The sequence below is a fragment of the Mesorhizobium sp. f-mel genome (assembly GCF_053850215.1).
In genome coordinates, this window is record NZ_JBSPTO010000021.1 from 1 (window position 1) to 23,650 (window position 23,650).

The window sequence follows — 23,650 nt, forward strand, 5'->3', positions numbered from 1 at the left end:
CGGGCCGGAACGCCGCGTCGGACAGCACCGCCTTGGCCTCATCGTAGCCTGTCACCCACCAGCCTTCGTGCCCGGACGGGAAGCGCACGCGGTGGATCGGGCCGTTGGCGCGTAGCGCCAACATCTCGGGCGAGGGCTCGATGTGATCGACGCGCCACATCGGCAGCGTCGCCAAGGGTTGTTCGGACATGGTGGCGCTTCACTCTCTAAGGGATGGAAGGGCGGAATGTGACCGGCAGGCGCTGGAGATCAAGGCAATCGTAGAGACGATGATGGAGGCCTGCAGATTCACCATTGAGCGGATCAAGGTTCTCGACGCGCGCGTTCGCACTGCCGCGAAACAGAATACCAGGGCCGCCTGTTCATGACGGCTCCCGGCGGCGGCGGCGTGATCGCGCTGTCGGTTGCCTCTACCTGCGACGATGCTTCCCGCTTTCGTCGATCCTCCATTGCCGGCGCCCATCTCGGTCTCGCGCCCAAGCGCTATGAATCCGGCGAGGTCACTCGAAAGGTCCGCGTTTCGAAGCGCGGCGACGAGCTCACGCGAACCCACCAATATGAAGCCGCCAATGTGATCCTCACGCGACAGATTGGCTTCTCTTCTCTGAACGCCTGGGGCCTGAAGATCGCCAAGGGCGCCGGCTCCAAGAAGGCAAAGGTCGCAGTGGCGCGCAAGCTCGCCGTCATCCTCCACGGAATGTGCAAGACGAAGGAGCCGTTCCGCTACGCGGATGCGCCAGCCTGAGGACGAGCTTCGCCGTCCTACCCAAACCCCTTTTCCCGAGATGCGTCCTGCCGGGACGCGGCGCGGATGAGGTTGCTCCCTGGCATGCGGGCCAACGGAACCCGCGAACACCACTTCGACCCACCCGTTCCAACGCAAATATGCGACGACCCTTGCGATCGACCCCGGAGAGAACTCTGAGCCCGGCACGCGCTGCATCAATTGCGAGGAAGGAGCGCATTGACAGAGGCGATTAGAGAACCCCCTGGGGCATGATCGCGGTCGGCCACGGGACCATCTGGGTCCGGCTCGCACCAAGGGATATAATGCGCCAAGCACAGCACATAGCGAGGACCGCACGGCGAACGGTTCAATGTGTGTCCCGGCTGCCCGTTCCAGGTGCTCGAATGCGAACTAACATTTGATGAGGCTTGGGCTGAGGCCAAAGCCGTGAGGAGGAAAGCTGCTGCTGCAAGGGCGCGTGTCATGGATATTCTCCGCTATGGGGATGGGACTGTCGTTTTGCCGAACTGAGATAGCTACCTGTAGTTGGCGTGTAATGTCACAGCTGTAAGAGCAAGAGCCATGCCAGAGGCGCAGCAGTCGGTTCTTGTTGAATTCCATCACGTCTCGAGGTGAGCGGGTAACGTTGGTTTGTCGAATTCCTTACAAAATGGACGGACCGAATACATCCGGGGCATAGGCAGTGCCCGTCATCAGCGGGAACCAGCAAAGGTCCCCTGCGTCGAGAGCCGACAAATCGCCGCGCTCCCAGCACCGGACAAGATGGTAGACAAGATGGTCTCCAAAGCACGTGCATCGCGCTCGACCGGTTACCACGGCTCGTGACGTACCCGAGGGAGGCGGACACGCACCTAAACGGACCCCGCTGATTTCAGCCGGCAAAACTCCCGGCTATCAGGGGCCGACGCTGCTCGTCTACATCGAAGACGCGACCGGCAAGCTGCTGCACCTTCGCTTTGCGGTTGCCTGAGCTCGGCGCGGGCGCCAATTCTTCCTGATCGCTTCGTGCCTTGCTGGCCCGCTATGGCCGCCCGGACAGAGTTCGATGCCACCCGTTCCGCGGGGCCTTCCTGCCGGCGGCGAGCCATGCAGGACGGGATCCCGTTCCCTATCGAACTTTCGACGGGATCGAAAGCTCCTCGCGCTGTTCGGGTCGACGCTATCGCCGACGAGAAGGACGTCACAGCCTGCGCGTCAACGGCTTTGCCATGGGCGCGATGTAGAGGTGAAACCGTTCTTTTGGGTTCCTTCCGTGAGGATCTCAAAAGCGGTCCTGGTCCGTGCACAGCCCTCTCCACCGCAAGGATCGGCGCGTCGCCTGCCGGGCACCCGACAGCAGTATCCGATTGATCTGCTCCCAAGTCTCAGACCGGATCGCGCTGATCGTCTTTTGCAGCACCGACTTCTGCGGGCTCCAGGACAACGGCAAGCGGGCAAAGGCGCGAAACGAGGCTGAGTCCTCGAGGTGGAAGGCCAACTCCTGGTAGCTCAGTTGCCGATATTGCTTCAGCAGAGCGCAGCGTAGCACTGCTTCAGCGGGCAGGCCCCGCCGCCCGGTGGCCTTGACCCCGACCCGCACCAAATCGCGAGCCACCAAGCCAAGCAAATCGCGATACTCATCCAGCCATCGCGACATCGTTTCCACTCGCGATCGATCTCGTGCGCGGCGAAAAGATCGAGTAAGCTGACTTGGACGGTGCGTTCTTGACGCATTGTCGGCTCCGGCGATGGCAGGGATTTGGAATCAGTGGCATGATGCAAAACTACCTGAAGCCGCCGGGCCTTGCTTGCACAAAGCTACGACTCGCTCAAACTTTGCCGTTCATGGACGGAAACTAGCTAAGGACAAAGCAGCAGCTTCAAGAGAAGGATAGAGGCTTCGTCTTTCATCCGTCTGGCTTGCCAAGTCGGGGCGAGACGCAATCTGATTTCCGTCGGACCACGGCACCGGGTCCATCTCGAACGCCAAGCTCGCCTGGACGGCAGGAGGGCAGCACCTTCGCTCCAAGCCGATGCAGAACGGAATCTGCGAAGCCTTGAACGGCCGCAGCGGGACGAGCGAGCGAACGAGATACTCTCAGTATGAAACCTCGATCACGCGCGATCAGGATCGCTAGATGGGTCGCCGGATGCAGCGAACGGCGCCAGCATTCGGCGCTCGGATCACAGCTGCGGCCCTATGCAGCCACGCTAACAGCAACACACGGCTGCGCAACTCGACGGGCCCCGGCGATCGCTTTGCTCAATCCCGCTCTCACACGCGCAATTCTCAACCGAGAACTCTGGCGTCAGCCGGTGCCAAAGCTGGTCACAGCATTTTGTCCGCGTCCGATTGACGACAATCTGTGTTCAGATCCAGACATCCTAGGGGGTAGGATCAAGCCGGCCGGGGCGATTCCTCCGATTTAGGGTCGCTGCTCACAACCCTTTTGGTGGCATGCCAATTGCATATTCATAGCCATAATACGTGTTCCCACATGGCCCGTCGCGCAGTCTTTAGCCCAGGAGTTCACATGACATTCGTCCTAACGTAATACAGGCTGCGCATCCCATGGGACGCCCCAGCTTCGTTGGATCTCGCTGCGATCAGACAGGATCGCCATCCCGCAGACCGCTTTCAGGCTGTCAGCTAGGGCTGCCATAAGGGGTCTCGTAAAACAAACATTCAGGAGAACTTATGACTCGACCACATGAATATCGGCTGCTTCGCCGGCTCTCCCAATGGCACATAACACCAGATCCTCTTCAAATCCGTGATGATCCAAAAGGAAGGAAAAAAATGCCTACCTCAGAAAAAGACGCTGTGGGGCGCTCAAGGCTCCTGAAATTGCGGTCTCACTGGCCACGAACGATACTTGCTGCCACGGCGTTGGCCATTGTAATGACCGCTCCAGCTCCAGCCGTCACCCAAGACGCTGACAAGCACTACTCCGACCAAAGCTTATTGGTTGGCTGGCGAAGTTGTATACTTAGGGCATTGTGCATTGGCGATCCAAAGGTCCTCGACTAGCTAGTTTCCGTCCATAAACACAAGTATTTTGCGGCGATTGCAAGGACTTATGCTGGGCTTTGAGCGCTATGATGGCGCAGTATGGGATCAGGCGGGCGTTGACCATGTCCTCGATCCTGAGGCGGGCCTTCTTGTGGAAGGCCATGTCGCAGACGCCCCACGCCTGGCTGTGGCCAGGTTGTTGCGAGTGGCGAAGCCGCCATCGGCCGCCGCCTGCCGCGGCGCATGCCCATACAAGGCGATGTGGCGCTCCAGCATCGGCAGCAAGCGCTCACTGTCGGCCGGGTTGCCGGCTTCGATCACCAGGTCGAGGATCATGCCGCTCCTGCCGGTGGTGAGGTTGAGTTTGTGGCCGTATTCGGTGTCACGGCTGCCTTTGACGATGATAGCGGCATGGTTTTCGAACAGGCTGACCAACTTCTCGTCGGCCGGTACCGGCTCGCCGTCCAGCACGCGCCGCTCGCTTTGTCGGATGATGCGTTCGACCAACGGCCGATAGTGATGGACCTGGAGCTGCCACAGTGCGGTGGACGATGTGCTCGCCACGGCCAATCGCTAGGTCGCCTGCTTCAGTGGCGGGCGAGCACGTCTTTGACGAAAGGACCTCTGAAGCTAATCTTTTCCCCGTTTTTGGTCCAAGGCGTGCGCGTCTGAGCGACCGGAGGGGAAATTCAGTTTTTTATAGGAAACTACAAAGATTTTGTAACTTTATATTATGGTTCTTCAAGGAGTTGTTGGCATGCGCGTAGAAAACCATCATCGCGATGTGATCGGTGTGTCGGTCGCTCCCACGCAACTTGATAAGCTGTCGTCTGCGATTCTGCAGCAGGGAGGGATGGCGCGAGTGTCGCTGCCAGGCGATGTGGTGACCTGGGCGGCAGGCGGTCACCAGACGCTCAGGCGGATGCTGTCCGACCCGCGTTTCAACAGGGACTGGCGACAGTGGCGGGCGCTGCAGGACGGCGAGATTCCCGAGGATCATCCGCTGATCGGGATGTGCAAAGTGGACAACATGGTCACGGCGCATGGCGCCGATCACCGGCGCTTGCGCGGCCTGCTGTCCAGGAGCTTCGCGCCCAGTCGTATCGCCTTGCTGGCGCCACGGATCGAACAATGCGTCGATCGGCTCCTGGCCGAGATGGCGCAGCGCGGCGGCAGTGCCGATCTGATGTGCGAGTTCGCCGTTCCGCTGCCCACCATCGTGATCGCCGAACTTTTCGGTTTGCCGGAGGAACAGCGCGAGGAGATCGTCGCGCTCACCTACAGCCTGGCCAACACCTCCGCCACAGCCGCAGAGGTGCGACAGACGCGGCAGCGCATCCCGGAGTTCTTCCGTCGCCTGATCGCTCTCAAGCGGGGCCAGCCCGGCGACGATCTGGCTTCGGCCCTGATCGTCGCGCGCGACAACGGCGAGATCGTTTCCGACACCGAGCTCATCGACATGCTGTTCATGGTGCTCTCTGCGGGCTTCGTGACCACCACCGGCGTCATCGGCAATGGCGTGCTGGCATTACTCACACATCCGCAGCAACTGCACCTGGTGCGCAGCGGCAAAGTTCCGTGGTCACAGGCGATCGAGGAGATCCTGCGCTGGGGCAGCGCAGTGGCCAATCTGCCGTTCCGCTATGCCACCCAGGACGTGGAGATCGACGGATCCAGGGTCCGCCGCGGCGACGCCGTCCTGATGGCGTTCCATGCGGCGAACCGGGACGAAAAGGCCTTCGGTCCCGGCGCCGACAGGTTCGATGTCACCCGGGGGCACAACCCGCACCTGTCGTTCGGCGAGGGGCCGCATGTCTGCATGGGCGCCGCGCTGGCGCGCCTGGAATTGGGCTGCGCCTTCCCCGCGCTGTTCGGGCGGCTGGAGGATCTGGCGCTGACCATCGCCGCGGAGGATGTCGTCTACATGCCGTCTTACGTCATTCGCTGCCCGCAGCGCCTGCCGGTCACCTTCCGCCCTTCCATCGCCTAGAGAGTGCGGCAGTCTCGAACAACTGCGTGCGTAACCGGGCATGCTCGCCTCCATCGTTTGAGACCAGCCACCCCGGCGAACCGAGAATCACTGAATCCGGGGTGAATCCTTGCGGCCCAGCCCCAGCCCGCCGACCTGCGGCGCCACCTCTCCTTTCCGCTTCGGCCACGGTCATCAGCGCGCTGATGGGCGTGCTATCGCAACAAAAATTCTCCATCAATGTTGCCGTAACGCGGTGTGATCCGCCAGCGTCGGGGGCCATCGGCAGCCCGAGTTCGGCAATGATCGGGCCGCCGCTCACTCGGGCAGGAGATCGCTGTCGAAACGCCCATACGCTACCTCGTATTCGCAACTGCGCTCGCTGGCGGCGTCTTCGAGCCGAGGGTGTCCGACCCCCGATCCCGCGTCGACAAACGTGTGCCGGCGTTCGCGCCTGACTAGGAAATCCGGAATGTGCGCGCCTTCTCCCGAGCGGAGGGTTGCGGGAAAGCTCGACCACGCGTCGACTTCGTCGTCAAAAGTCGAGAAGGCAGCTAAGGTCTCATGCCAGCTGTGTCCGAAAGGGGGCCCCTGGCTGCGGGAGACCGCCCCTTGATGCCCCTGTCCGATATCCGACAATGTCAGCTGTCAGACACCGCCTCTGACGGTCATCCCGTTGTTTTCAAAGGAAGCTTACGTTAGCACGATCTATGATGGGTGGGCCTGTACGCACGCGCCTGGGTTACGCCCCGGGAGGGGAGAGCATCAACAGGTCAGGCCACTGAAGCATAGTGTTGCCGCGAGCGGCATGCCGATCGCGGCATTCGCCTGTGGCAACGGAAGCAAGCTTTTGTGCCCTTGTCGCGAGGGGCAAGGCTCTGCTCACAGCGTCCAATCCCCTTCATTTTAGCAACGAGGAAGCCAGTGACACCCCACAACTGCGATGCCAACGAGAAAATACGCATAACGCAAAAAACCGTGCTTGCCTTCACGATGTCTTCCACCGCTTCCCAGTCCCTGCTCGGCGCAGTTGGCCGCATCTATCGCACATGCACTGCACAGCTCGCAGAGAACAGCCGCGCAATCTTGTTCGCCCTTCTTGCTTTCTGCACATCCTCGACAAGTGCCATGGCTGATCAGACAATCTACGCTGCGCCTGACGGCGGCATCATATTTCTCGGTGGTATCGGGTATACTTGGCTCAAAGCCAACGAGTTCGTCTTGGACGAGGCAGGCCATCATATCAGCCAACTGATCTGGGAAACGCAGGCCCCGGCTCTGACCACCGGCTTCAAGGCTGAGATGGATGACCGTTGGACGATGTCGGCCAACGCTGTGATCGCTTTATCGGGCAACGGCTACATGGAGGATTACGATTGGGGGCTTGATTTGAAGAATATTGAGGAGCCTCCGGACAACGTGAACTTTAATTGGGACCATTGGTCGGAGCTATCGGTGCATCCCGACACCAGGCTCGACCGCTACATCAACGTCGACATCGCAGTCGGCCACGACTTCCCGATCGACAATGCCACGACACTCAATCTGCATGGCGGCTTCAAATATACCAACATCAAGTGGACTGCTTATGGGGGTTGGGGAGTCTACAGCTATGGTGGCTTCCGTAACTGGCCCGTGTCCTGGCCGCCCGGCCAACCCGGCATCAGCTACGAACAGCGTTTTCCGGGCGTATTCCTTGGCGCGGAGATAACCACGAAGCTCAGCGACTGGACCCTATCGGGGTTGCTTCGTGGCGGCCGGATGGTCCATCCCGAGGCTGACGACTACCATTGGGGAGGAGGTCTATTCGAAGATCGCTTCAGCTCGATCGACTTCATCTCGCTCGGCGCCAAGGCCAATTATCAAGTGGCTGAGAGCGTCAGCATCTTCCTCGCCGCCGACTTTGATCGCTACCTCCGAGAGAGAGGCGACACGACTACGTTCGACGCCAAAGGTGCTCACCTCGACAAGGGCTCAGCTGGCATGGACTTCTACGCCGTCACCACATCGGTCGGCTTCAAGTTCAAGTTTTGAAGAGGTCATGTTGGTGGGAAGGACACGATGGCCATTTTCGCTTTCATCGCGGGATGACGAAGTCGTCATCATTGCCGGCGACCTAATTGGTCCGTAGCGAGTCGAATTGCTCTCGCCGTCCGCCCGCGGTGGGCGAATGTGCCATGATTGGAGTTCCCGACGACGTTCGCGGCGACCTTCTCGAAGCACTTGTTGCGCTTAGCTCGATGCGAGGTCCTCAATCCATACGGTGCGTGATCTTCAGCACTGGCTGAAGTCCCGGTATGCGGCGCACGCTCATCCGCGCAATGTTCATTTCGTCGAATCGCTTCCAAAGACGGCGATCGGCAAGGTTCAGCGCTTCGTTCTGAGACAGAGTCGACGTAAGGAACTCGCTGCATTGAAGGACCGCGCCGATGGATGATGACGATTCTCAGCGGTGCGAACATCGCGAGGGGGGCCGTGCCAGAGGGATGCGAAATGCAGTCCCGACGCTTGGTGTGAGAGAAGCCGTCGTTGGGCGTCGGTCAGTGCGCAGATTTCTTGCGACGCCAGTTCCTTCGGAGACTGTGTCAGCTATTCTTGCGGAAGCTGCACGCGCGCCTTCCGGGACAAACATGCAGCCCTGGAAAGTGTACGTGGTGACGGGAACTGCTCGCGACCGACTGTGTCGAACCGTCTATTGGGCGACGATCAGGAAGGTGAGCACTGACATCGATTTCGCCCCCAAAGGGATCTAACCGTGAATACAATCAACCCTGCAAACGTCATGGCGACCGCCGCCCAAGTGGATGCGCGCTCAAGTGACCGAAGCTCCTCCACCAGCCTAAAGCCCGCCGCCTTCCAACGCCCGGCCAGGCCCTTGTCACCGAGCGGTTTGCTGCGAGAGCGGTCGTCCTCTCATCTCCCCGCCCGCGAGCGGGCCGTCAGGCTCCCTCATCCGGCTCGGGAGTAGAACTATGTCTCGGTCGCTGTCATCATTGCCGTTGGCGTCAACAGTGACGGCCGGCGCGAGGTGCTCGGCATGGAGATCGGCACCTCGGAATCCGAAGCGATCTGGACGGAGTTCCTGCGCAAGCTGACGCGTCGCGGACTGCGTGGCGTCAAGCTTGTCGTCTCCGACGCCCATGAGGGCATCAAGGCTGCGGTCACCAAGCGATCGGACCACAGAAGAGCTTAGCTAAAGAGGAGCGAGTCGGCTGTAAAAGTATGCGCCTTTGCCAAATCGCAGGCGCCACAATATATACCGGGGACAACGGCTTCCAAAGTCCAGTGTTGAGTTTTTGCTGTTCAATGGAACGAGAAGGAAATATCCATCAACGCGCCGAAGCCAAATTGCCTTATGGGCGCGGGTTTGGGTTCGACCTGGAGGAGAGGAAGCGTTCCCAACCTTGGGCACGCAGTTCGCATGCTGGACAGGTCCCGCACCCGAAACCCCAGGCGTGAACGTGCTCGCGGTCGCCATTGTAGCAGGTGTGGGTTTCCTCACAGATGAGCTTGACCAGCGCCTCGTTTCCTAGCCGCTCCGCCAGCTCCCAAGTCTCCGCTTTATCGATCCACATCAACGGAGTGTGGATCACAAAGCGCGTCTCCATTCCAAGGTTCAGAGCGAGTTGCATCGCTTTGATCGTGTCGTCTCGGGAATCGGGGTAGCCCGAGTAATCCGTCTCACAGACTCCAGCTACCAAATGCCTCACGCCTCTGCGATAAGCGACAGCGGCCGCGAACGTCAAGAAGAGAAGGTTGCGGCCAGGCACGAAGGTATTCGGGAGCCCATTCTCCTGCATCGCGATTTCGACACTGTGGATGAGCGCAGTTTCGCTCAGATCTCCAAGCACCGCTATATCGACGAGGTGATCCTCGCCCAGTCGAGCACTCCAACCCGCAAAGTCCCTCCGTAGTTGATCGAGCACGCGGGGCCGGACGTCTAATTCGACCCGATGACGCTGCCTGTAATCGAAGCCGATCGTCTCGACGCGCGCGAATGTCTCGAGCGCCCAAGCCAAACAGGTGGTTGAATCTTGGCCGCCGGAGAAGAGAACGAGCGCAGTCTCGGAATTTTGTTGCATCGTCTCACCCCTCATATTCGGCCCAGGATTGCGGCGTTTCCCAAACTATTACCGACGCAATTTGCGGCAGGATGGGTTTTATTCGCTCCCAGATCCAGATCGCGATATTTTCGGCGGTCGGATTTGTTAGACCCTCGACCTCATTTAGGCAGTGATGGTCAAGGCGCTGCAAAAGGGGGGCGAAAGCAGCCTCGACATCGAAGAAGTCCACGACAAAACCCGTGTCCGGATCAACTGAGCCTGCGAGACGAAGATCCACACGGTATGAGTGGCCATGCATTCGATGGCAACGATGGGATTCGGGCACTCGGGGAAGGCGGTGAGCTGCCTCAAAGGTGAAAGCTTGCGTGATTTTCATGGAATTCCCAAGAACTTGTGGGTTTGAAGGGTGAGCCGCCAGCGTGGATTAGCAAGGCAATAGGCGACCGCGGCCGCGGTATTCGCGTCGCGTTCAGGTCCATCCATCGGTTGGAGCAGCAGGTGGTCGAACGCCAGGCCTTCGAAGCACTCCGGCTCGGCATTAAGCTGAGGATAAATAAGCTTGAGTTCGTCGCCGGCCCTGACCACGAGTGGAGCACCGGCTTTCGGACTGACACACAGCCAGTCGATGCCAGCCGGCGGAAGGATGGTGCCGTTGGTCTCCGCAGCAATTTCAAAACCTGCGGCGTGCAGTGCCTCTATCAGCTCTTCATCAACCTGCAGAAGGGGTTCCCCTCCGGTAAGAACGACAAGGCGCTTCCTTAGCCCAGACCCGCGCCAGGCCCGTTCAACGGCAGATGCAAGCCCCTGTGCGGTCGCAAAGCGTCCGCCCCCAGAGCCCTTCGTACCAACGAAATCGGTATCGCAGAATCTGCAGATTGCCGTAGCGCGGTCGGCTTCACGGCCCGACCAAAGGTTACATCCCGCGAAGCGACAAAATACGGCGGCCAGCCCCGCATTACGCCCCTCACCTTGTAGCGTGTAAAAGATCTCCTTGACGGCGTATGACATGGCTAGGCTACCTTCGATTGAGCGGGTGCCGCTCCCTCCCACACCATGGGCGAGAATTGGCGTATGTCGGGAAGGCACGTTCTGGACAGCGCTCCCGCTTCGATGCCCATTCCCGAAGACCCACTCACCCCGGACACGAAGCTAACGTCAGAGGGCGGCAGCCGAGCGGAGGCTTCTCGCTCCCGGTAGCCTGTCATCATATGTAGCACCTGAATCGCATACTCTTAGCGACAGGGTTCTCTGGCAAAAGGCAACACACAATCCTGCATGAGAGCTTCTCAATTTTAGGCCGCTTGGATCTCTCGCCGCGCATATCGTAGAGCTGCCGGATTGCGGCTGGCAGACCCCTTTTCTTGACGCGGGGCGATGCCAATCATCGATTGCACTCTGTCGTTGAGCAGATTTCGGTGAAACGGACGACACGGATCGGCTTACACTCAGGTTTGGAGCCAGCCCTTCCTCGCCACCGCATCGGGGTTGGAAGTTCGGTCAAGCGGGGGAAATGTCAGGGCCGACACAAGGCACACCCACCCTTGTGTCCGCACTTGGCTGCCTCAGCAGGCGGTAGCTGGCCTCGAGCAGTCCATCAGAGATGTGGCACAGACGCGCGCGAGCTCAGGTGCCAGTACGGGGTCCGCGCCCCGCCAGCGCTGCGCTTGTCTTTCGACGTTGCGATGGACCGGTCAGTCCGTGTCGGTGATGCCGCTGTCCTTTCGCAGAACGATCTTTTCGCCCTCCGCAAGGCCAGCAACGATCTCTGCGTCCATTTGGTTCACCAGCCCCACACGCACGCGGCGTGGCTCGGTCGCGCCGTCCCCTGTCTCGACCCTCGCGCTGTACAAACCCTGCGGATCTGGGCCGACGAGCGCACCCCTCGGGGCAAGCAACACGTCATCAACCACGCTCACCGTAATCGTCACCTCAGCGGTCATCATCGGCAGAAGCTTTCCGTCCTTGTTGGGTGCCTCAAAAAAACATTGTAACAGACCGCCTGCGGCTCCCCCGAGCAGCCGCCGCCAGGAGGTGCCTGGTTCGTCAGAAGAGTGGATGGGGCCGGCTCCACTTCCATCACCAGGCTAGCTCGGTTCGTCTTTCTATCTCCCGCTGTGGTGAAATGCACCGGCTGCCCGACCTTGACGTGTTCGACATCTGCTTCGGAAATTTGCACTCGCGCCCTCATCACGTCGGTCTGCGCGACGACAGCAATCACCCGCGAGGTCTGCGTCTGTCCCCGTTTGGCCTCGAGAGCGATCACCCGTCCGTCTATCGGGGCTGTGATCTGTGTATAACCGAGATCCTTTTGGGCCTTTTCGACCCCGGCAGCCGCTTCTTCGACCTGCGCTGTCGATTCATCGAGCTTGGCGCTGGCAATCCCGGCGGCGACTTCGGCATCCTGAAGAGCAGCGCTCGAAATGACTTGGCTCGCAGAGAGTTGGCGCTGACGCCTCAGGGCACGCTTGGCCCGGTCGAGCTCGAACTGCCTCGAGCGTTGGGCTGCCTGTTTCTGGGAAAGCAAAGCCCTCGCCACGTGCAATCGGTTCTGCTGCTCGAAAAAATCCATTTCCGCAATAAGATCACCTGCGTGAACGCTGTCCCCCAAGCTGACGTGAAACGCCGTCAATTGGCCCGAGACTCGCGTACCGATTTGCACAAGCGGTGAGGGTTCCAGAACCCCGATTGCAGTTATGGTCTCCGCCAGCGAGCCCCGCTTTACAGTAGCACAGTAGCGGCCGGTGCCGAATTGGACGATTGCCTGCTTGGCGCTGAAGCGAGCCAAACAGCTGCCCCAACGGCACACACGGAAAGCCCAAGGAGGAAAACACATCGTCTCATGATCTCATACCAGTCACTGATTTTTTGTTGCTAGAATTTCGAGGAGAGCTTGGTTTTGGTGGATAGGAGCCGGACCGGGCCGGCAGTCGGTCGGTTGCTTTATTCCCAATTCCTCGAACTCCCATCCCTTGTGGATCGTGGCCATTTCAGCGCCGCCCTCACATCTTTTTCGGCCGTAGCGACCAATCTCTCTTATCCTTCTGATCCGACCCTCCGGCTCCTGCTGCTCAAGGGTGGGACACGGGCTGATCCCGCGGAATGTGTGTGATGCCGAGATGCTGCCTACGCCATCCCCGTTTGCAGGACAGTCCGACGATCGAGAAACTGCAGCAGCACCGCGACGGTCGCCGCCAGCAAAGCGAGCACCGCGCCGACCAGCGGCAGGTTGGCATAGGAAACGCCCCAGGAAAGAGCCACGCTGCCGATCCAGGCGCCGCTGGCATTGCCGACGTTGAAGGCGCCCTGGTTCAACGTGGCGGCGAGGTTCGGCCCCTCGGAAGCGGCTTCCACGACGCGGATCTGAAGCGGCGGCACCACGACGAAGGCAAGCAGGCCCCACAGGAAGACGATGCCCACCGCCACCGTGGCGATGGCGCCGAACTCGGCGAAGGCAACGAACAGCAGCGCCAGCAACAGCAGCGTGCCGATGACCGTCGGCATTAGCTTCCAGTCGGCCAGCCGGCCGCCAATGATGTTGCCGATGGTCATGCCGGCGCCGAACAGCAGCAGCACCCAGGTGACTGCCGCCGTGGACAGGCCGGATACGTCGGTGAGGTAGGGCTTGATATAGGTGAAGACGGCAATCAGGCTGGCCGAGGCGAGTGCCGCGATCAGCATGGCCAGCCACACTTGCAGCTTGCCGAGTACGCGCAGCTCGCCGCGCAGTCCGCCGCCGCTGGGCTCGGCGACGTCGGACGGTACCAGCCAGGCGATCGCCGCGACCGAGATCAACCCGATGCCGACCACCGCAAGGAAGGTGGCGCGCCAGCCGAAGGCTTCGCCAAGCGCCGTGCCGGCGGGCACGCCAAGGATGTTGGCGATCGTCAGGCCGGCGAACATCAGCGCTATGGCGCTCGCCCGTTTGTTGCGCGGCACAAGGCTCGCGGCAACGACCGAACCGATGCCGAAGAAGGCGCCGTGGCCGAAAGCGGTAAAGACGCGCGCCGCCATCAGCGTCCAATAGCTGGGCGCGATGGCGCAAAACAGATTGCCGACGACGAACAGGGCGGCGAGCCCGACCAGGACTGGCTTGCGCGGCAGATGCGCGGTGGCCATGGCGACCATTGGCGCGCCGATGACCACCCCCAGCGCATAGCCGGTGACCAGCCTGCCCGCCGAAGGGATGGACGCGCCGAGATCGGCGGCGACCTCCGGCAGCAGGCCCATGATGACGAATTCGGTGGTGCCGATGCAGAAGGACGCAATGGCAAGCGCAAGGATCGGCAAAGGCATGGGGCGTCCAGACTCGCTCGGGGAGATTCACGGACAGCCATGCATGCATCGTTCCAAACGAGAGGTCGTGCTGAAACAAGACGATGCCGTTGATACAGCTACGTCGCATGTCCGACATCGTCGGACATCGGACCGAATGCCACGCTGGTCCATACCGCGAGAGAAGGGCTTTCCGGCTGAGATGCCGACGCCGACCTTGGCAAATCGGCCGATTCAGACACGTTTTCGATCAATCTTCGGTGGTGCTTGACCCAGATCAAGGCTTGTCCGTTTACGGCATGCTCTCGTCACCCGGCTTCAAGGAGAATGATATGACGGCGGAAAACCTTTGGGGATCACGGGCATGCATATACTGATTTCTGCAATTGGGCTATTGGGAGCGGCGGCGTTCTGGTGGTATCGGATGAAGGCCATGAAGGATGCGGCGCGCGAGGTCGCGGACGTCGTTGGGCGCGTGCAGGGGAACATTCGCCGCAAGAGACTGCGCAAGCAGGCGGCGCTCTCACCGCTGACGGCGATCGACGATCCGGTCGTGGCGGCCGCGACGCTGATCACCGCCATCGTTTCCGAGGACGGCCCTGTCCTGCCGCAGCGCGAAGCCGCGATTCGGTCGGTGATTTCGGAGATTGCGGACGACAAGAAGACCGATGAGGCCGTGGTCTACGCCAAATGGGCGGCGTCACAGATCGACGATGCCACGATCGTCGTCGACAAGCTGGCGCCGTTCCTGCGCGAACGTCTGGATGTGACTGAGCGAAACGATTTGCTGCAGATGGTGAACCGCGCGGCGCAGGCTGGTGAGCAACCCGTGAAGATATCCCACCAGCGGGTACTGCGGCTGCGGCAGAAGCTGGGCTTCGAGGTCAACTAAGGTGTGCTGATATTCAGGTGATGCCGGCCTGCAAACGGCGACTTCCTGCGCTTATTACAGCGCCGCGCGACTTTTGGGCGCGCGCATGACCTTTCCGAAATCAAATTCGATGTCGGAATCATGCGCGGCTCACGTACCAAAAGTACGCTCCGCTCCGGTTCTCGGAACTCACCGTTCTCGGCTCGGCCTGACCTGAGATCTCAATTTCTGGTGGTTGGACTTTACATGACAATGATGGGCTTGTGCTGCTTCGCAATCTCATCAAGCATGCAACCCGTGGCTATCCCTGGTCGGAACCGGGCGGCGAGTCGCTATCACGCTGCCTTTTAGCCGAGCCGAAAACCTGAAGCGTCAAATATGAGATGACGGCCAGTGATCAACGGGATCATGAGCGCAGGGCCAGCTTCGTTCCGATGTTGCAGCGGCTGGCCTGCGACATAGGGATGTTGTTTCAGCGTTGTCTGCCAGATCGTTGGAAAATCCACACCTTTGCCCCGCGCTGTATTGCACTCCCGGACAAGCTTCGAGACGGTTTCGGTCATGTATCACCTACTAATATCGCTTTTTACAAGAATCGTGTGAACGCGCGGGGCGGCATTGACCTGGATCAACTTCGCAGAAATTTCTTATACTTGAGAGGTAAAATGTCGAACCGTGTCATCCGAAACACTGTCGGGCAACTCTGCTGGTTTTACATTTTTTCGCCTTGGCCTGCACCGCGACGGCGTTAGCGCAAGATGACCAGCTTTGACATCATTGTCGTCGGGGCCGGCCCGGTTGGACTGGCGTTTGCCGCGTCGCTTGCCGCAAGTGACCTCAAGGTCGCGTTGATCGAACGCCGGTCGATGGCAGATCTGGCGCAGCCCGGCTTCGACGGACGCGAGATTGCACTCACTCAAGCTTCAGTCAAAATTCTACGAGAGCTCGGCGCATGGGATGCCATTCCCTATTCGGAGAAATCGCCCCTGCTTGGTGCGCGGGTGCTCAACGGATCGAATCCTTTCGCGCTGAGCTTCGATGCGCCAGCGGGAAGCGCGAAGCCACTGGGGATTCTGGTCCCCAATCATTGGATTCGCAGTGCCCTTTTCAGCGTTGTCCGCACACGGGAGCATGCATGTGTGTTCGCTGGCTGCAACGTCGTCGCCGCCCAAATCAATCGCGGTGGCGCGACGGTGACCCTCTCAGATGGTCGACAGCTCCAAGCCCAGCTCCTCGTGGGGGCGGATTCACGCCTGTCTGTCCTGCGCGATCTGCTGGGCATCGCCGCGCACGTCAATCGGCTCGGCTGCTCGATGCTGATCTGCCGTGTGCGGCATGAGCTGCACCACCACCGCATCGCGACGGAATGGTTTGATGATAAGCAGACGATCGCGATGCTGCCGCTTGCGAAAGGCGTGTCGTCACTGCTTGTGACACTTCCCGCAAACGAGGTTTCCCGGCTTGTCCTGATGAACGATGCTGCTTTTCTCGCAGAGATGACCAAGCGCTGTGGTGGACGGTTGGGTAAGATGTCGCTGGCCAGCAGCCGCCACGCCTACTCACTCGTCACGACTTGGGCAGACAGGTTCTGGACGCCGCGCGCCGCGCTCATCGGGGATGCGGCCGTCGGCATGCATCCGGTCACAGCGCATGGCTTCAACATCGGCCTTGGCGGTCAGCATCGGCTTGCTAAGGAAATTCTGACGGCTTGGCGCAAAGGAACCGATATCGCCGATCCAACCTTGCTGCGCCGATATGAAGCCCGGCTAAGGCTGAGCGCCGCGCCGCTTTACCATGCCACCAACATGCTGGTTAAGCTTTACACAGACGAGCGCCCGCTGGCGCAGGTCGCAAGGCATGTTGGCCTTCGGCTCGGTCAAAATCTGCCATTTGTCCGACGTGGGATTTCTGCCGTGCTGAGGCGCTAGGTGCGATCTTAGAGGCTCGGGGCCGGCTGACCGCCGCGCCTCGAGCGACGAATTCGACTTTGATTTTGCACCACGACAAGTCCCTTGCGCCTTCTACTCAGAAGCAACGCGTCGCCCGATTTCGCATCCATGGCTGACAGGCGGCGGTACGCAACATCAGGGCAGAAGTTTGGATATGGGCCGAACCGTATAGCCATCCCTGCGTTCTGCCCGACTTCGAAACTGCCCCGTTCTGCGCAAGGTTTGCTCTGGCAACATAGCCCATGCTGGTGTTCGAGATGGCGAGCACCTCCGGCCCAGACGTGCCCACTGCACCCACTCAGACGGCCACGGAATACCTGCCTGTTCCTGTCTCAAGGTATTTGTCGAATTTCGCCGCCACAGTCCTGACAAGAGGACGGCTCTCCTGCGGCACGACAAAATTATTGCCGTCAATTTGTAGCAGCCTGCCTGAGCCGCCGATCGCGACGCGGCTTGCCTGACAGATGAGCCTTTGGCCAACCTCACCGAAACGCTCCACCAAATCGAGCGCCGAGAAGGCGAAGTTGCACATCAGGCGCTCGATGACCCAGCCCCTTGCCAGATCATCGATGCTGAATTCTATGCCGCGTGCGGTTGCCAATTGGCCGGCGATCACAGCCTTCTCATACTCGCCCGTCACGACGGTATTCTGGGCGTAGCCCTGCCGGAAGCGGCTGATGGAGGATGGGCCAAGACCGATCAGGGTTTCGCAGTTGTCCTCGGTGTAGCCCTGGAAATTGCGGCGCAGGCTGCCCGTGCGCGCCGCGATGGCGAGCAAATCGTCCGGCCTGGCAAAATGATCAAGCCCGATCGCCTCATAGCCGGCTCGCACGATGATCCCGGCGGCAAGCTGCGACTGCGCTAGCCGTTCGGCGGAATCGGGCAGCCAAGCCTCGTCAATCATCGTTTGATGCTTCTTGAACCACGGCACATGTGCATAGCCGAACAGCGCAATCCTGTCGGGCTCCAGCGTCAAGGCGTGCGCGACCGTCGCGGCGAGGCTTTCAAGCGTCTGGTGCGGCAGTCCGTAGAGCAGGTCAAGATTAACCGATTTCACGCCGCGGGCGCGCACGCCCTCGACCACACTCTTGGTCAGCCGGAAACTCTGCTGGCGATTGATGGCCTTCTGCACCTTGGGATGGAAATCCTGTACGCCAAGACTTGCTCTCGTCATGCCGATCGCGGCGAGCGCATCCAGACGGGCTTCGTCGATGTCGCGGGGTTCGATCTCTACGCTTATACTGGCATCGGGGCAAAGATCGAACCGGTCCCGTAAGGCCTTTCCGAGCGCGAGCATGTCGTAGGGTTTCAGGATGGTCGGGGAGCCGCCGCCAAAATGGACAGCACGCACGCGGCCCCTGCCCCTTATGAGACGCCCGACCGTTTCGATCTCGGTATGCAGAGCGCGCAGGAAGGTTGCCACCGGCGCATAATGCCGCGTGTGCTTGGTGTGGCAGGCGCAAAACCAGCACAGCGTGTCACAATAAGGAACGTGCAGATAGAGCGACAACTCGTCGTCGCCTTTGAGGGCATTGATCCAGCCTCGAAGCAGACCGGCATCGACACCAGAATGAAAATGTGGCGCGGTCGGATAGCTTGTGTAACGCGGCACGTTCTCGCGCAGCATGGCGGTCAGTTCGGGACGGCTGCGGTTGGTTGCTGTTTCATGCATTGGGGGCAACTTGCCCTGTGCAAAGCGCAGCCGCCTTGATTTCGATCACGATTGCGGGGGCAGGACAAACTGACGCAACACCTGACGCAGCAGCGATGCTATCTTGCTGCCATCATTATCCTTTCGGGCCGCACGATGACCATCCGACAAGACGTTCAAAGCGATGTCCTTCCTGTGCTTTGCCAATCATGCGATGCGCGGTACCACGGGCTGTGCGGGGCGCTCGAGCCGGCCCAATTGGTCGACTTGGCCAAGGCATCGTCGAGACACTGCATTCCGCCCGGAACCGAGCTGATCGGAGACGCCGAACCGATCGAAACCTATTCGAACCTGCTCTCGGGCGTTGTAAAGCTGACCAAGGTTCTTGGGGACGGACGCCAGCAGATCGTCGGGCTTCAATTCGCGCCCGATTTTCTGGGCCGGCCGTTCAAGTCGGAAAGCGAGATCAACGCGGAGGCCGCGACCGAAGTCTCGCTGTGCTCGTTCCCGAAAGCGGCCATCGAGCGGATGATGAGGGAGGCACCGGCTCTAGAACACCGCCTGCTCAAGCAGACACTGACAGAATTGGATGAGGCTCGCGAGTGGATGGTGACTCTGGGCCGTAAGACGGCGGTTGAGAAGGTAGCGAGTTTTCTCTTCCTGATCGCGAGGAATATCGATCCGGCGACGGACACCAGCAAGGCATCGGCAACTTTCGATCTGCCGCTCACCCGTGCCGATATTGCCGACTTTCTCGGGCTGACTGTCGAGACCATCAGCCGTCAGCTGACAAAGCTTCGTGCCGACGGCGTGATCCGGATCAAGAACAGTCGCCATGTCGTGGTCGATAGCGTAAGCCGGCTGCAACGCTGTTCGGGCACTTGGGCGTGTTCTGACGCTTAGGTCTCCGGTCGGTTCGTCCGATTCTGCTGTACGACAAGCGGCAGGACGTGCTCGCGCTCGAATGCGATGTGTCGCCGTGACGCTCTAAAAAAGGCCCTTAACATGAAACCGAGGGCCTCAGGGTTGGCGACGCCACCTCCATGCCCGATCGTCAGCAGGGTATCGGTTAAATCCTGTGCCGCGCACTCGTCCTCGATGTGCTCGGCCCGCAAGCGACGTAGCGAAGCCATCCGCTTGCCATCAGTTGCGTCTCTCGCAAACGCTGGAAAGAGATGCTCTTCCTCACGGGCATGGCTCATGCGCAGCAGCGGCACCAACTCGTTTGCCATCAGCAGGCACTTCAACCGATCCACCGAGGGCAATCCGTCGGCTATCGCCTCCAGCTCGTCGCAGATCCGCAACTTGCGATCGTGAAAGAGACAGACATCCTGGCACGGCCGGCTGGCATGAAGGCAGCCTTCGACATACGGCCAGGCCTTGCATTTGACAACGATTGAAGATTTGCAGCTGGCCATCTGGGCGTCTCCGCGTGAATTCAAGACGCAGAATTGTCCGACTGGCGATCATCGCCCTTGACATGGATCATGGCGCCAACACGCCGTTTACGAAATTAGTGGGGAGCGGACCCGCGTCCGCATCAAATGCGGCGTCAGGGACATGTCATGAGATTTGCCACAGAGATCGTCGTTTTGAGCTTGTGCGCATTCGCGGCCCTGGTCGGCGCCGGCTTCGGTGTGGACGGACCTTTCCGGCAACATATGTGGGTGTTGTTCTTTGTCCTTGCCGGTTTCACGGCCATTCTGCTGCGCAACATCGAACTCAAACCGGCAGCTCCGATTGATCCTTCGGCCTATATGGATGGGCCGATCCGTTATGGAGCCATCGCCACAGTGTTCTGGGGCGTCGTGGGCATGCTGGTCGGCGTGGTCATCGCGCTACAGCTGGCCTACCCGGACCTCAACATTCAACCCTGGTTCAACTTCGGTCGATTGCGGCCCCTTCATACATCCGGCGTCGTCTTCGCCTTCGGCGGCAACGCGCTTATTTGCACCTCGCTCTATGTGGTGCAACGAACCTGCCGCGCCCGGCTGTTCGGCGGCAATCTCGCCTGGTTCGTCTTCTGGGGCTATCAGCTTTTCATCGTCATGGCCGCGACCGGCTATCTGCTGGGCGTCACCGAAAGCCGCGAATATGCCGAGCCGGAATGGTATGTCGATATATGGCTTACGATTGTCTGGGTCGCGTACCTGATCCTTTTCCTCGGCACCATCCTGAAGCGCAAGGAACCGCATATCTACGTCGCCAACTGGTTCTACCTGTCCTTCATTGTGACCATCGCCATGCTGCACGTGATCAACAACCTCACGATCCCTGCGTCGTTGCTTGGATCGAAGAGCTATTCGGCATTTTCTGGTGTCCAGGACGCACTCACGCAATGGTGGTACGGGCATAATGCGGTCGGCTTCTTCCTGACGGCCGGCTTCCTCGGCATGATGTATTACTTCGTGCCCAAGCAGGCGAACCGGCCGGTCTATTCCTATCGGCTGTCGATCATCCATTTCTGGGCGTTGATCTTCCTCTACATCTGGGCCGGTCCGCATCACCTGCATTACACCGCCCTGCCCGATTGGGCGCAGACGCTCGGCATGGCGTTCTCGATCATGCTGTGGATGCCCTCATGGGGCGGCATGATCAATGGCCTGATGACCTTGTCAGGTGCTTGGGACAAGATCCGCACCGACCCGATCATTCGCATGATGGTTGCCGCGATCGCCTTCTACGGCATGTCGACCTTCGAAGGTCCGGTCATGTCCATCAGGACGGTCAATTCGCTGTCGCACTACACGGACTGGACCATCGGCCATGTTCACTCGGGCGCGCTCGGCTGGGTCGGCATGATCTCGTTCGGCGCGCTCTATTACATGGTGCCGAAACTCTGGAACCGCGAACGTCTCTATTCGCTGCGGTTCGTCACCTGGCACTTCTGGCTGGCGACTCTTGGCATCGTCGTCTATGCGGCGGCGATGTGGGTCTCCGGCGTCATGCAGGGGTTGATGTGGCGCGAATACGACGAGCAGGGCTTTCTCGTCTATTCCTTCGCCGAGACCGTAGCAGCCATGCATCCTTACTACGTCATGCGCGCCGCGGGCGGCTCGATGTATCTCGCCGGCATGCTGATCATGGCCTGGAACATCACCATGACCATTCTTGGCCGGCAGCGCGAAGAACAGCCATTGCCGGGTTCCGTGTCCGCTTTCCAACCTGCCGAATAAGGAGCCAGACATGGGCTTGATGGCCAAACACGCCCTCATCGAGAGAAACGCCACGCTCCTCCTCGTCGGGTCGCTGCTGGTGGTGACCATCGGCGGCATCATCGAGATCGCTCCCCTCTTTTATCTCGATAACACGATCGAGAAAGTCGAAGGCATGCGGCCCTATTCGCCGCTGGAGCTCGCCGGACGCAACATCTATGTCCGCGAGGGCTGTTATCTCTGCCACAGCCAGATGATCAGGCCGTTTCGCGACGAGGTCGAACGATATGGTCACTACAGCCTAGCGGCCGAGTCGATGTACGACCATCCATTTCAGTGGGGTTCAAAACGTACCGGTCCGGATCTGGCGCGTGTCGGCGACCGATATTCCAACGAGTGGCATACACAGCACCTGACAAACCCGCGCTCGGTCGTGCCTGAATCGATTATGCCGAGCTACGGGTTCCTCAAGGACACACAAATCGCCGTGAAAGACTTCTCAACCCATCTCGTGGCGAACGCTCGCGTCGGCGTTCCCTACACGCCAGACATGATCGCCAGTGCCAACGCCGATCTGAAAGCACAGGCAGACCCGGCCGCGGATACGACGGCCCTTGAGAAGCGCTATACCAAAGCCAAGGTCGGTGATTTCGACGGCAATCCAGCCCAGGTCACCGAGATGGACGCGCTGGTCGCGTATCTGCAGATGCTCGGCACGCTGGTCGATTTCAGGACCTACGACGATGCAGCTGGCTACCGCTAAGGGGGGACGCATGGGCTATAATTTGATGCGGGAGTTCGCCGACAGCTGGGGCCTGCTTGCCATGGCGCTGTTCTTCGTCGGCTGCATTGTCTTTGCCCTGCGCCCCGGTGGCAGAACACGGGCCGATCAAGCCGCCCAGATCCCTTTCAAGGATGACTGATCATGAGCTGCGAGCATATCGACGAAGTCTCTGGCATCTCAACGACCGGTCACGAATGGGATGGCATCAGGGAGCTTAACAACCCGTTGCCGCGGTGGTGGGTGATAACCTTCTACGTCACCATCGCCTGGGCGCTGGCCTACACCGTTGCCTTCCCCGCCTGGCCCATGCTGTCTTCAGCGACCAGGGGCGTGCTGGGCTATTCCAGCCGCAACGACGTCAAGAACGAGCTGGCGGCAGCGGAAGCCGCCAAAGGCAAATATATCGCCGCCATTCAGCAGAAGACCATATCCGAAATCGCTGCCGATGATGCGCTGCGTGAATTCGCTGTCGCAGCCGGCGGCGCGACGTTCAAGGTCAATTGCGTGCAGTGCCATGGCTCGGGCGCTCAAGGCTCCAAGGGCTTTCCAAATCTCAACGACGACTACTGGCTGTGGGGCGGCAAGGCCGAGGAGATCCAGCAGACCATTACCCACGGCATCCGCTTTGCTCCCGACCTGGATACTCGCCAGTCGGAAATGCCGGCCTTCGCAGACGTGCTTCAACCCGAGCAGATCAGCCAGGTCAGCGCGTATGTGGCTAGCCTTTCAGGGCCGGTGCGCGACAAAACCCTGATCCAGTCCGGCGCCAACGTGTTCGCGGACAATTGCGCTGCCTGTCACGGCGAAAACGCAAAGGGAAACCGGGAGGCTGGGGCTCCCGACCTGACTGACGCGATCTGGCTTTATGGCTCGGGCGAAAGCGCAATCGCCGCGCAGGTCCGCGCACCCAAGCAGGGTGTGATGCCAGCATGGGGGGCGCGTCTGGGAGAGACAAAAGTGAAGGAGCTTGCGGTCTACGTGCATTCGCTTGGCGGTGGGGAATAGGAGAAGCGGCCTATTCACCTCCCACCACCGTCAAGCGACGAGGCCCGGCTGTAGCCGGGCCTCGACCTACCTTATTGCTCGGGCGAAAGCGCAATCGCCGCGCAGGTCCGCGCACCCAAGCAGGGTGTAATGCCAGCATGGGGAGCGCGTCTGGGGGAGACAAAAGTGAAGGAGCTTGCGGTCTACGTGC

At 60.2% G+C, this 23,650-nt stretch carries 21 protein-coding genes and 5 pseudogenes; 13 read left to right on the forward strand and 13 right to left on the reverse strand.

Features of this window, described 5'->3' with window-relative positions; genetic code table 11:
- A pseudogene (locus ACWUKX_RS22190) lies at positions 1 to 190 on the reverse strand (cytochrome P450); the annotation flags it as partial.
- A gap of 174 nt (positions 191 to 364) precedes the next feature.
- Between ACWUKX_RS22190 and ACWUKX_RS22195 the strand changes: the two are divergent.
- Positions 365 to 745 (forward strand): transposase, encoded by a 381-nt coding sequence (locus ACWUKX_RS22195; RefSeq protein ID WP_456008989.1) that lies wholly within the window; start codon positions 365 to 367, stop codon positions 743 to 745.
- Between the two features lie 1,318 nt (positions 746 to 2,063).
- On the opposite strand, the pseudogene ACWUKX_RS22200 reads toward ACWUKX_RS22195, so the two are convergent.
- Positions 2,064 to 2,461: pseudogene (locus ACWUKX_RS22200) on the reverse strand (transposase); the annotation flags it as partial.
- Between the two features lie 1,382 nt (positions 2,462 to 3,843).
- Positions 3,844 to 4,313: pseudogene (locus ACWUKX_RS22205) on the reverse strand (ISNCY family transposase); the annotation flags it as partial.
- Between the two features lie 184 nt (positions 4,314 to 4,497).
- Here ACWUKX_RS22205 and ACWUKX_RS22210 point away from each other — a divergent pair.
- Complete coding sequence (locus tag ACWUKX_RS22210) at positions 4,498 to 5,730, forward strand: cytochrome P450 family protein (RefSeq protein WP_456008991.1); 1,233 nt, start codon at positions 4,498 to 4,500, stop codon at positions 5,728 to 5,730.
- Between the two features lie 28 nt (positions 5,731 to 5,758).
- Here the strand turns inward: ACWUKX_RS22210 and ACWUKX_RS22215 are convergent.
- Positions 5,759 to 5,872: pseudogene (locus ACWUKX_RS22215) on the reverse strand (monooxygenase); the annotation flags it as partial.
- A gap of 761 nt (positions 5,873 to 6,633) precedes the next feature.
- Here ACWUKX_RS22215 and ACWUKX_RS22220 point away from each other — a divergent pair.
- From ACWUKX_RS22220 to ACWUKX_RS22235, 4 genes and pseudogenes are all read left to right on the forward strand, one after another.
- The gene (locus ACWUKX_RS22220) at positions 6,634 to 7,743 is read left to right on the forward strand and encodes an omptin family outer membrane protease (RefSeq protein ID WP_456008992.1); all 1,110 of its coding nucleotides are present in this window, start codon (positions 6,634 to 6,636) and stop codon (positions 7,741 to 7,743) included.
- A 229-nt stretch (positions 7,744 to 7,972) separates the two neighbouring features.
- Positions 7,973 to 8,146 carry an AMP-binding enzyme gene (locus tag ACWUKX_RS22225; RefSeq protein ID WP_456008994.1) on the forward strand — a complete coding sequence of 58 codons (174 nt, stop codon included), beginning with the start codon at positions 7,973 to 7,975 and terminating at the stop codon, positions 8,144 to 8,146.
- 49 nt (positions 8,147 to 8,195) lie between these two features.
- The gene (locus ACWUKX_RS22230; RefSeq protein WP_456009077.1) at positions 8,196 to 8,462 is read left to right on the forward strand and encodes a nitroreductase family protein; all 267 of its coding nucleotides are present in this window, start codon (positions 8,196 to 8,198) and stop codon (positions 8,460 to 8,462) included.
- 221 nt (positions 8,463 to 8,683) lie between these two features.
- Positions 8,684 to 8,878: pseudogene (locus tag ACWUKX_RS22235) on the forward strand (transposase); the annotation flags it as partial.
- A 184-nt stretch (positions 8,879 to 9,062) separates the two neighbouring features.
- On the opposite strand, the gene queC reads toward ACWUKX_RS22235, so the two are convergent.
- From queC to ACWUKX_RS22265, 6 genes are all read right to left on the reverse strand, one after another.
- Entirely contained in the window at positions 9,063 to 9,791 is a 729-nt protein-coding gene (gene queC / locus ACWUKX_RS22240; RefSeq protein WP_027155425.1) for a 7-cyano-7-deazaguanine synthase QueC, read from the reverse strand.
- Positions 9,792 to 9,795: 4 nt separating this feature from the next.
- On the reverse strand, positions 9,796 to 10,149 hold the full coding sequence (queD, locus tag ACWUKX_RS22245) for a 6-carboxytetrahydropterin synthase QueD (RefSeq protein WP_456008996.1): 354 nt from the start codon (positions 10,147 to 10,149) through the stop codon (positions 9,796 to 9,798).
- Entirely contained in the window at positions 10,146 to 10,781 is a 636-nt protein-coding gene (gene queE, locus ACWUKX_RS22250; protein ID WP_456008997.1) for a 7-carboxy-7-deazaguanine synthase, read from the reverse strand. The genes queD and queE overlap by 4 nt, the downstream gene beginning before the upstream one ends.
- Before the next feature lie 683 nt (positions 10,782 to 11,464).
- A complete protein-coding gene (locus ACWUKX_RS22255; RefSeq protein WP_456008998.1) occupies positions 11,465 to 11,716 on the reverse strand; it encodes a hypothetical protein in 252 nt (83 codons plus the stop codon).
- Positions 11,713 to 12,558, reverse strand: coding sequence for an efflux RND transporter periplasmic adaptor subunit (locus tag ACWUKX_RS22260; RefSeq protein ID WP_456009000.1), 846 nt, complete (start codon positions 12,556 to 12,558; stop codon positions 11,713 to 11,715). Before ACWUKX_RS22260 ends, ACWUKX_RS22255 begins: the two co-directional genes overlap by 4 nt.
- Positions 12,559 to 12,896: 338 nt before the next feature.
- A complete protein-coding gene (locus ACWUKX_RS22265) occupies positions 12,897 to 14,066 on the reverse strand; it encodes an MFS transporter (RefSeq protein WP_456009002.1) in 1,170 nt (389 codons plus the stop codon).
- Between the two features lie 343 nt (positions 14,067 to 14,409).
- Here ACWUKX_RS22265 and ACWUKX_RS22270 point away from each other — a divergent pair, with 343 nt between their 5' ends.
- Entirely contained in the window at positions 14,410 to 14,937 is a 528-nt protein-coding gene (locus tag ACWUKX_RS22270; RefSeq protein ID WP_456009079.1) for a hypothetical protein, read from the forward strand.
- Positions 14,938 to 15,263: 326 nt separating this feature from the next.
- Here the strand turns inward: ACWUKX_RS22270 and ACWUKX_RS22275 are convergent, their stop codons facing one another.
- Complete coding sequence (locus ACWUKX_RS22275; RefSeq protein ID WP_456009004.1) at positions 15,264 to 15,479, reverse strand: hypothetical protein; 216 nt, start codon at positions 15,477 to 15,479, stop codon at positions 15,264 to 15,266.
- 195 nt (positions 15,480 to 15,674) lie between these two features.
- Between ACWUKX_RS22275 and ubiM the strand changes: the two genes are divergently transcribed.
- Positions 15,675 to 16,844 (forward strand): 5-demethoxyubiquinol-8 5-hydroxylase UbiM, encoded by a 1,170-nt coding sequence (gene ubiM / locus ACWUKX_RS22280; RefSeq protein ID WP_456009006.1) that lies wholly within the window; start codon positions 15,675 to 15,677, stop codon positions 16,842 to 16,844.
- Between the two features lie 319 nt (positions 16,845 to 17,163).
- Here the strand turns inward: ubiM and hemN are convergent, their stop codons facing one another.
- Positions 17,164 to 18,537, reverse strand: coding sequence for an oxygen-independent coproporphyrinogen III oxidase (hemN, locus tag ACWUKX_RS22285; RefSeq protein WP_456009008.1), 1,374 nt, complete (start codon positions 18,535 to 18,537; stop codon positions 17,164 to 17,166).
- Positions 18,538 to 18,672: 135 nt separating this feature from the next.
- Between hemN and ACWUKX_RS22290 the strand changes: the two genes are divergently transcribed.
- Positions 18,673 to 19,419: a Crp/Fnr family transcriptional regulator gene (locus ACWUKX_RS22290; RefSeq protein WP_456009010.1), complete on the forward strand. Its 747-nt coding sequence runs from the start codon at positions 18,673 to 18,675 to the stop codon at positions 19,417 to 19,419.
- On the opposite strand, the gene ACWUKX_RS22295 is transcribed toward ACWUKX_RS22290, so the two are convergent.
- Positions 19,416 to 19,934: a hemerythrin domain-containing protein gene (locus ACWUKX_RS22295; RefSeq protein WP_456009012.1), complete on the reverse strand. Its 519-nt coding sequence runs from the start codon at positions 19,932 to 19,934 to the stop codon at positions 19,416 to 19,418. The genes ACWUKX_RS22290 and ACWUKX_RS22295 overlap by 4 nt on opposite strands.
- A 147-nt stretch (positions 19,935 to 20,081) precedes the next feature.
- Here ACWUKX_RS22295 and ccoN point away from each other — a divergent pair, with 147 nt between their 5' ends.
- The 4 genes from ccoN to ccoP are packed head-to-tail and all read left to right on the forward strand — an operon-like array spanning position 20,082 to position 23,460.
- The gene (gene ccoN / locus ACWUKX_RS22300; RefSeq protein ID WP_456009013.1) at positions 20,082 to 21,692 is read left to right on the forward strand and encodes a cytochrome-c oxidase, cbb3-type subunit I; all 1,611 of its coding nucleotides are present in this window, start codon (positions 20,082 to 20,084) and stop codon (positions 21,690 to 21,692) included.
- Between the two features lie 10 nt (positions 21,693 to 21,702).
- Complete coding sequence (gene ccoO / locus ACWUKX_RS22305; RefSeq protein ID WP_456009014.1) at positions 21,703 to 22,434, forward strand: cytochrome-c oxidase, cbb3-type subunit II; 732 nt, start codon at positions 21,703 to 21,705, stop codon at positions 22,432 to 22,434.
- A gap of 10 nt (positions 22,435 to 22,444) precedes the next feature.
- The gene (locus ACWUKX_RS22310) at positions 22,445 to 22,594 is read left to right on the forward strand and encodes a CcoQ/FixQ family Cbb3-type cytochrome c oxidase assembly chaperone (protein ID WP_027155246.1); all 150 of its coding nucleotides are present in this window, start codon (positions 22,445 to 22,447) and stop codon (positions 22,592 to 22,594) included.
- 2 nt (positions 22,595 to 22,596) lie between these two features.
- On the forward strand, positions 22,597 to 23,460 hold the full coding sequence (gene ccoP, locus ACWUKX_RS22315; RefSeq protein WP_456009015.1) for a cytochrome-c oxidase, cbb3-type subunit III: 864 nt from the start codon (positions 22,597 to 22,599) through the stop codon (positions 23,458 to 23,460).
- Positions 23,461 to 23,650: the final 190 nt, after the last annotated feature.

Excerpts from the sequence above, each read along its gene's own strand:
- ACWUKX_RS22210 (WP_456008991.1), top strand. The coding sequence starts at position 4,498 with ATGCGCGTAGAAAACCATCATCGCGATGTGATCGGTGTGTCGGTCGCT.
- hemN (WP_456009008.1), bottom strand. The coding sequence starts at position 18,537 with ATGCATGAAACAGCAACCAACCGCAGCCGTCCCGAACTGACCGCCATG.
- ubiM (WP_456009006.1), top strand. The coding sequence starts at position 15,675 with ATGACCAGCTTTGACATCATTGTCGTCGGGGCCGGCCCGGTTGGACTG.
- queD (WP_456008996.1), bottom strand. The coding sequence starts at position 10,149 with ATGAAAATCACGCAAGCTTTCACCTTTGAGGCAGCTCACCGCCTTCCC.
- queC (WP_027155425.1), bottom strand. The coding sequence starts at position 9,791 with ATGCAACAAAATTCCGAGACTGCGCTCGTTCTCTTCTCCGGCGGCCAA.
- ACWUKX_RS22295 (WP_456009012.1), bottom strand. The coding sequence starts at position 19,934 with ATGGCCAGCTGCAAATCTTCAATCGTTGTCAAATGCAAGGCCTGGCCG.
- ACWUKX_RS22310 (WP_027155246.1), top strand. The coding sequence starts at position 22,445 with ATGGGCTATAATTTGATGCGGGAGTTCGCCGACAGCTGGGGCCTGCTT.
- ACWUKX_RS22195 (WP_456008989.1), top strand. The coding sequence starts at position 365 with ATGACGGCTCCCGGCGGCGGCGGCGTGATCGCGCTGTCGGTTGCCTCT.
- ccoP (WP_456009015.1), top strand. The coding sequence starts at position 22,597 with ATGAGCTGCGAGCATATCGACGAAGTCTCTGGCATCTCAACGACCGGT.
- ACWUKX_RS22230 (WP_456009077.1), top strand. The coding sequence starts at position 8,196 with ATGCGAAATGCAGTCCCGACGCTTGGTGTGAGAGAAGCCGTCGTTGGG.
- ACWUKX_RS22255 (WP_456008998.1), bottom strand. The coding sequence starts at position 11,716 with ATGATGACCGCTGAGGTGACGATTACGGTGAGCGTGGTTGATGACGTG.
- ACWUKX_RS22270 (WP_456009079.1), top strand. The coding sequence starts at position 14,410 with ATGCATATACTGATTTCTGCAATTGGGCTATTGGGAGCGGCGGCGTTC.
- queE (WP_456008997.1), bottom strand. The coding sequence starts at position 10,781 with ATGTCATACGCCGTCAAGGAGATCTTTTACACGCTACAAGGTGAGGGG.
- ACWUKX_RS22265 (WP_456009002.1), bottom strand. The coding sequence starts at position 14,066 with ATGCCTTTGCCGATCCTTGCGCTTGCCATTGCGTCCTTCTGCATCGGC.
- ccoO (WP_456009014.1), top strand. The coding sequence starts at position 21,703 with ATGGGCTTGATGGCCAAACACGCCCTCATCGAGAGAAACGCCACGCTC.
- ACWUKX_RS22290 (WP_456009010.1), top strand. The coding sequence starts at position 18,673 with ATGACCATCCGACAAGACGTTCAAAGCGATGTCCTTCCTGTGCTTTGC.
- ccoN (WP_456009013.1), top strand. The coding sequence starts at position 20,082 with ATGAGATTTGCCACAGAGATCGTCGTTTTGAGCTTGTGCGCATTCGCG.
- ACWUKX_RS22275 (WP_456009004.1), bottom strand. The coding sequence starts at position 15,479 with ATGACCGAAACCGTCTCGAAGCTTGTCCGGGAGTGCAATACAGCGCGG.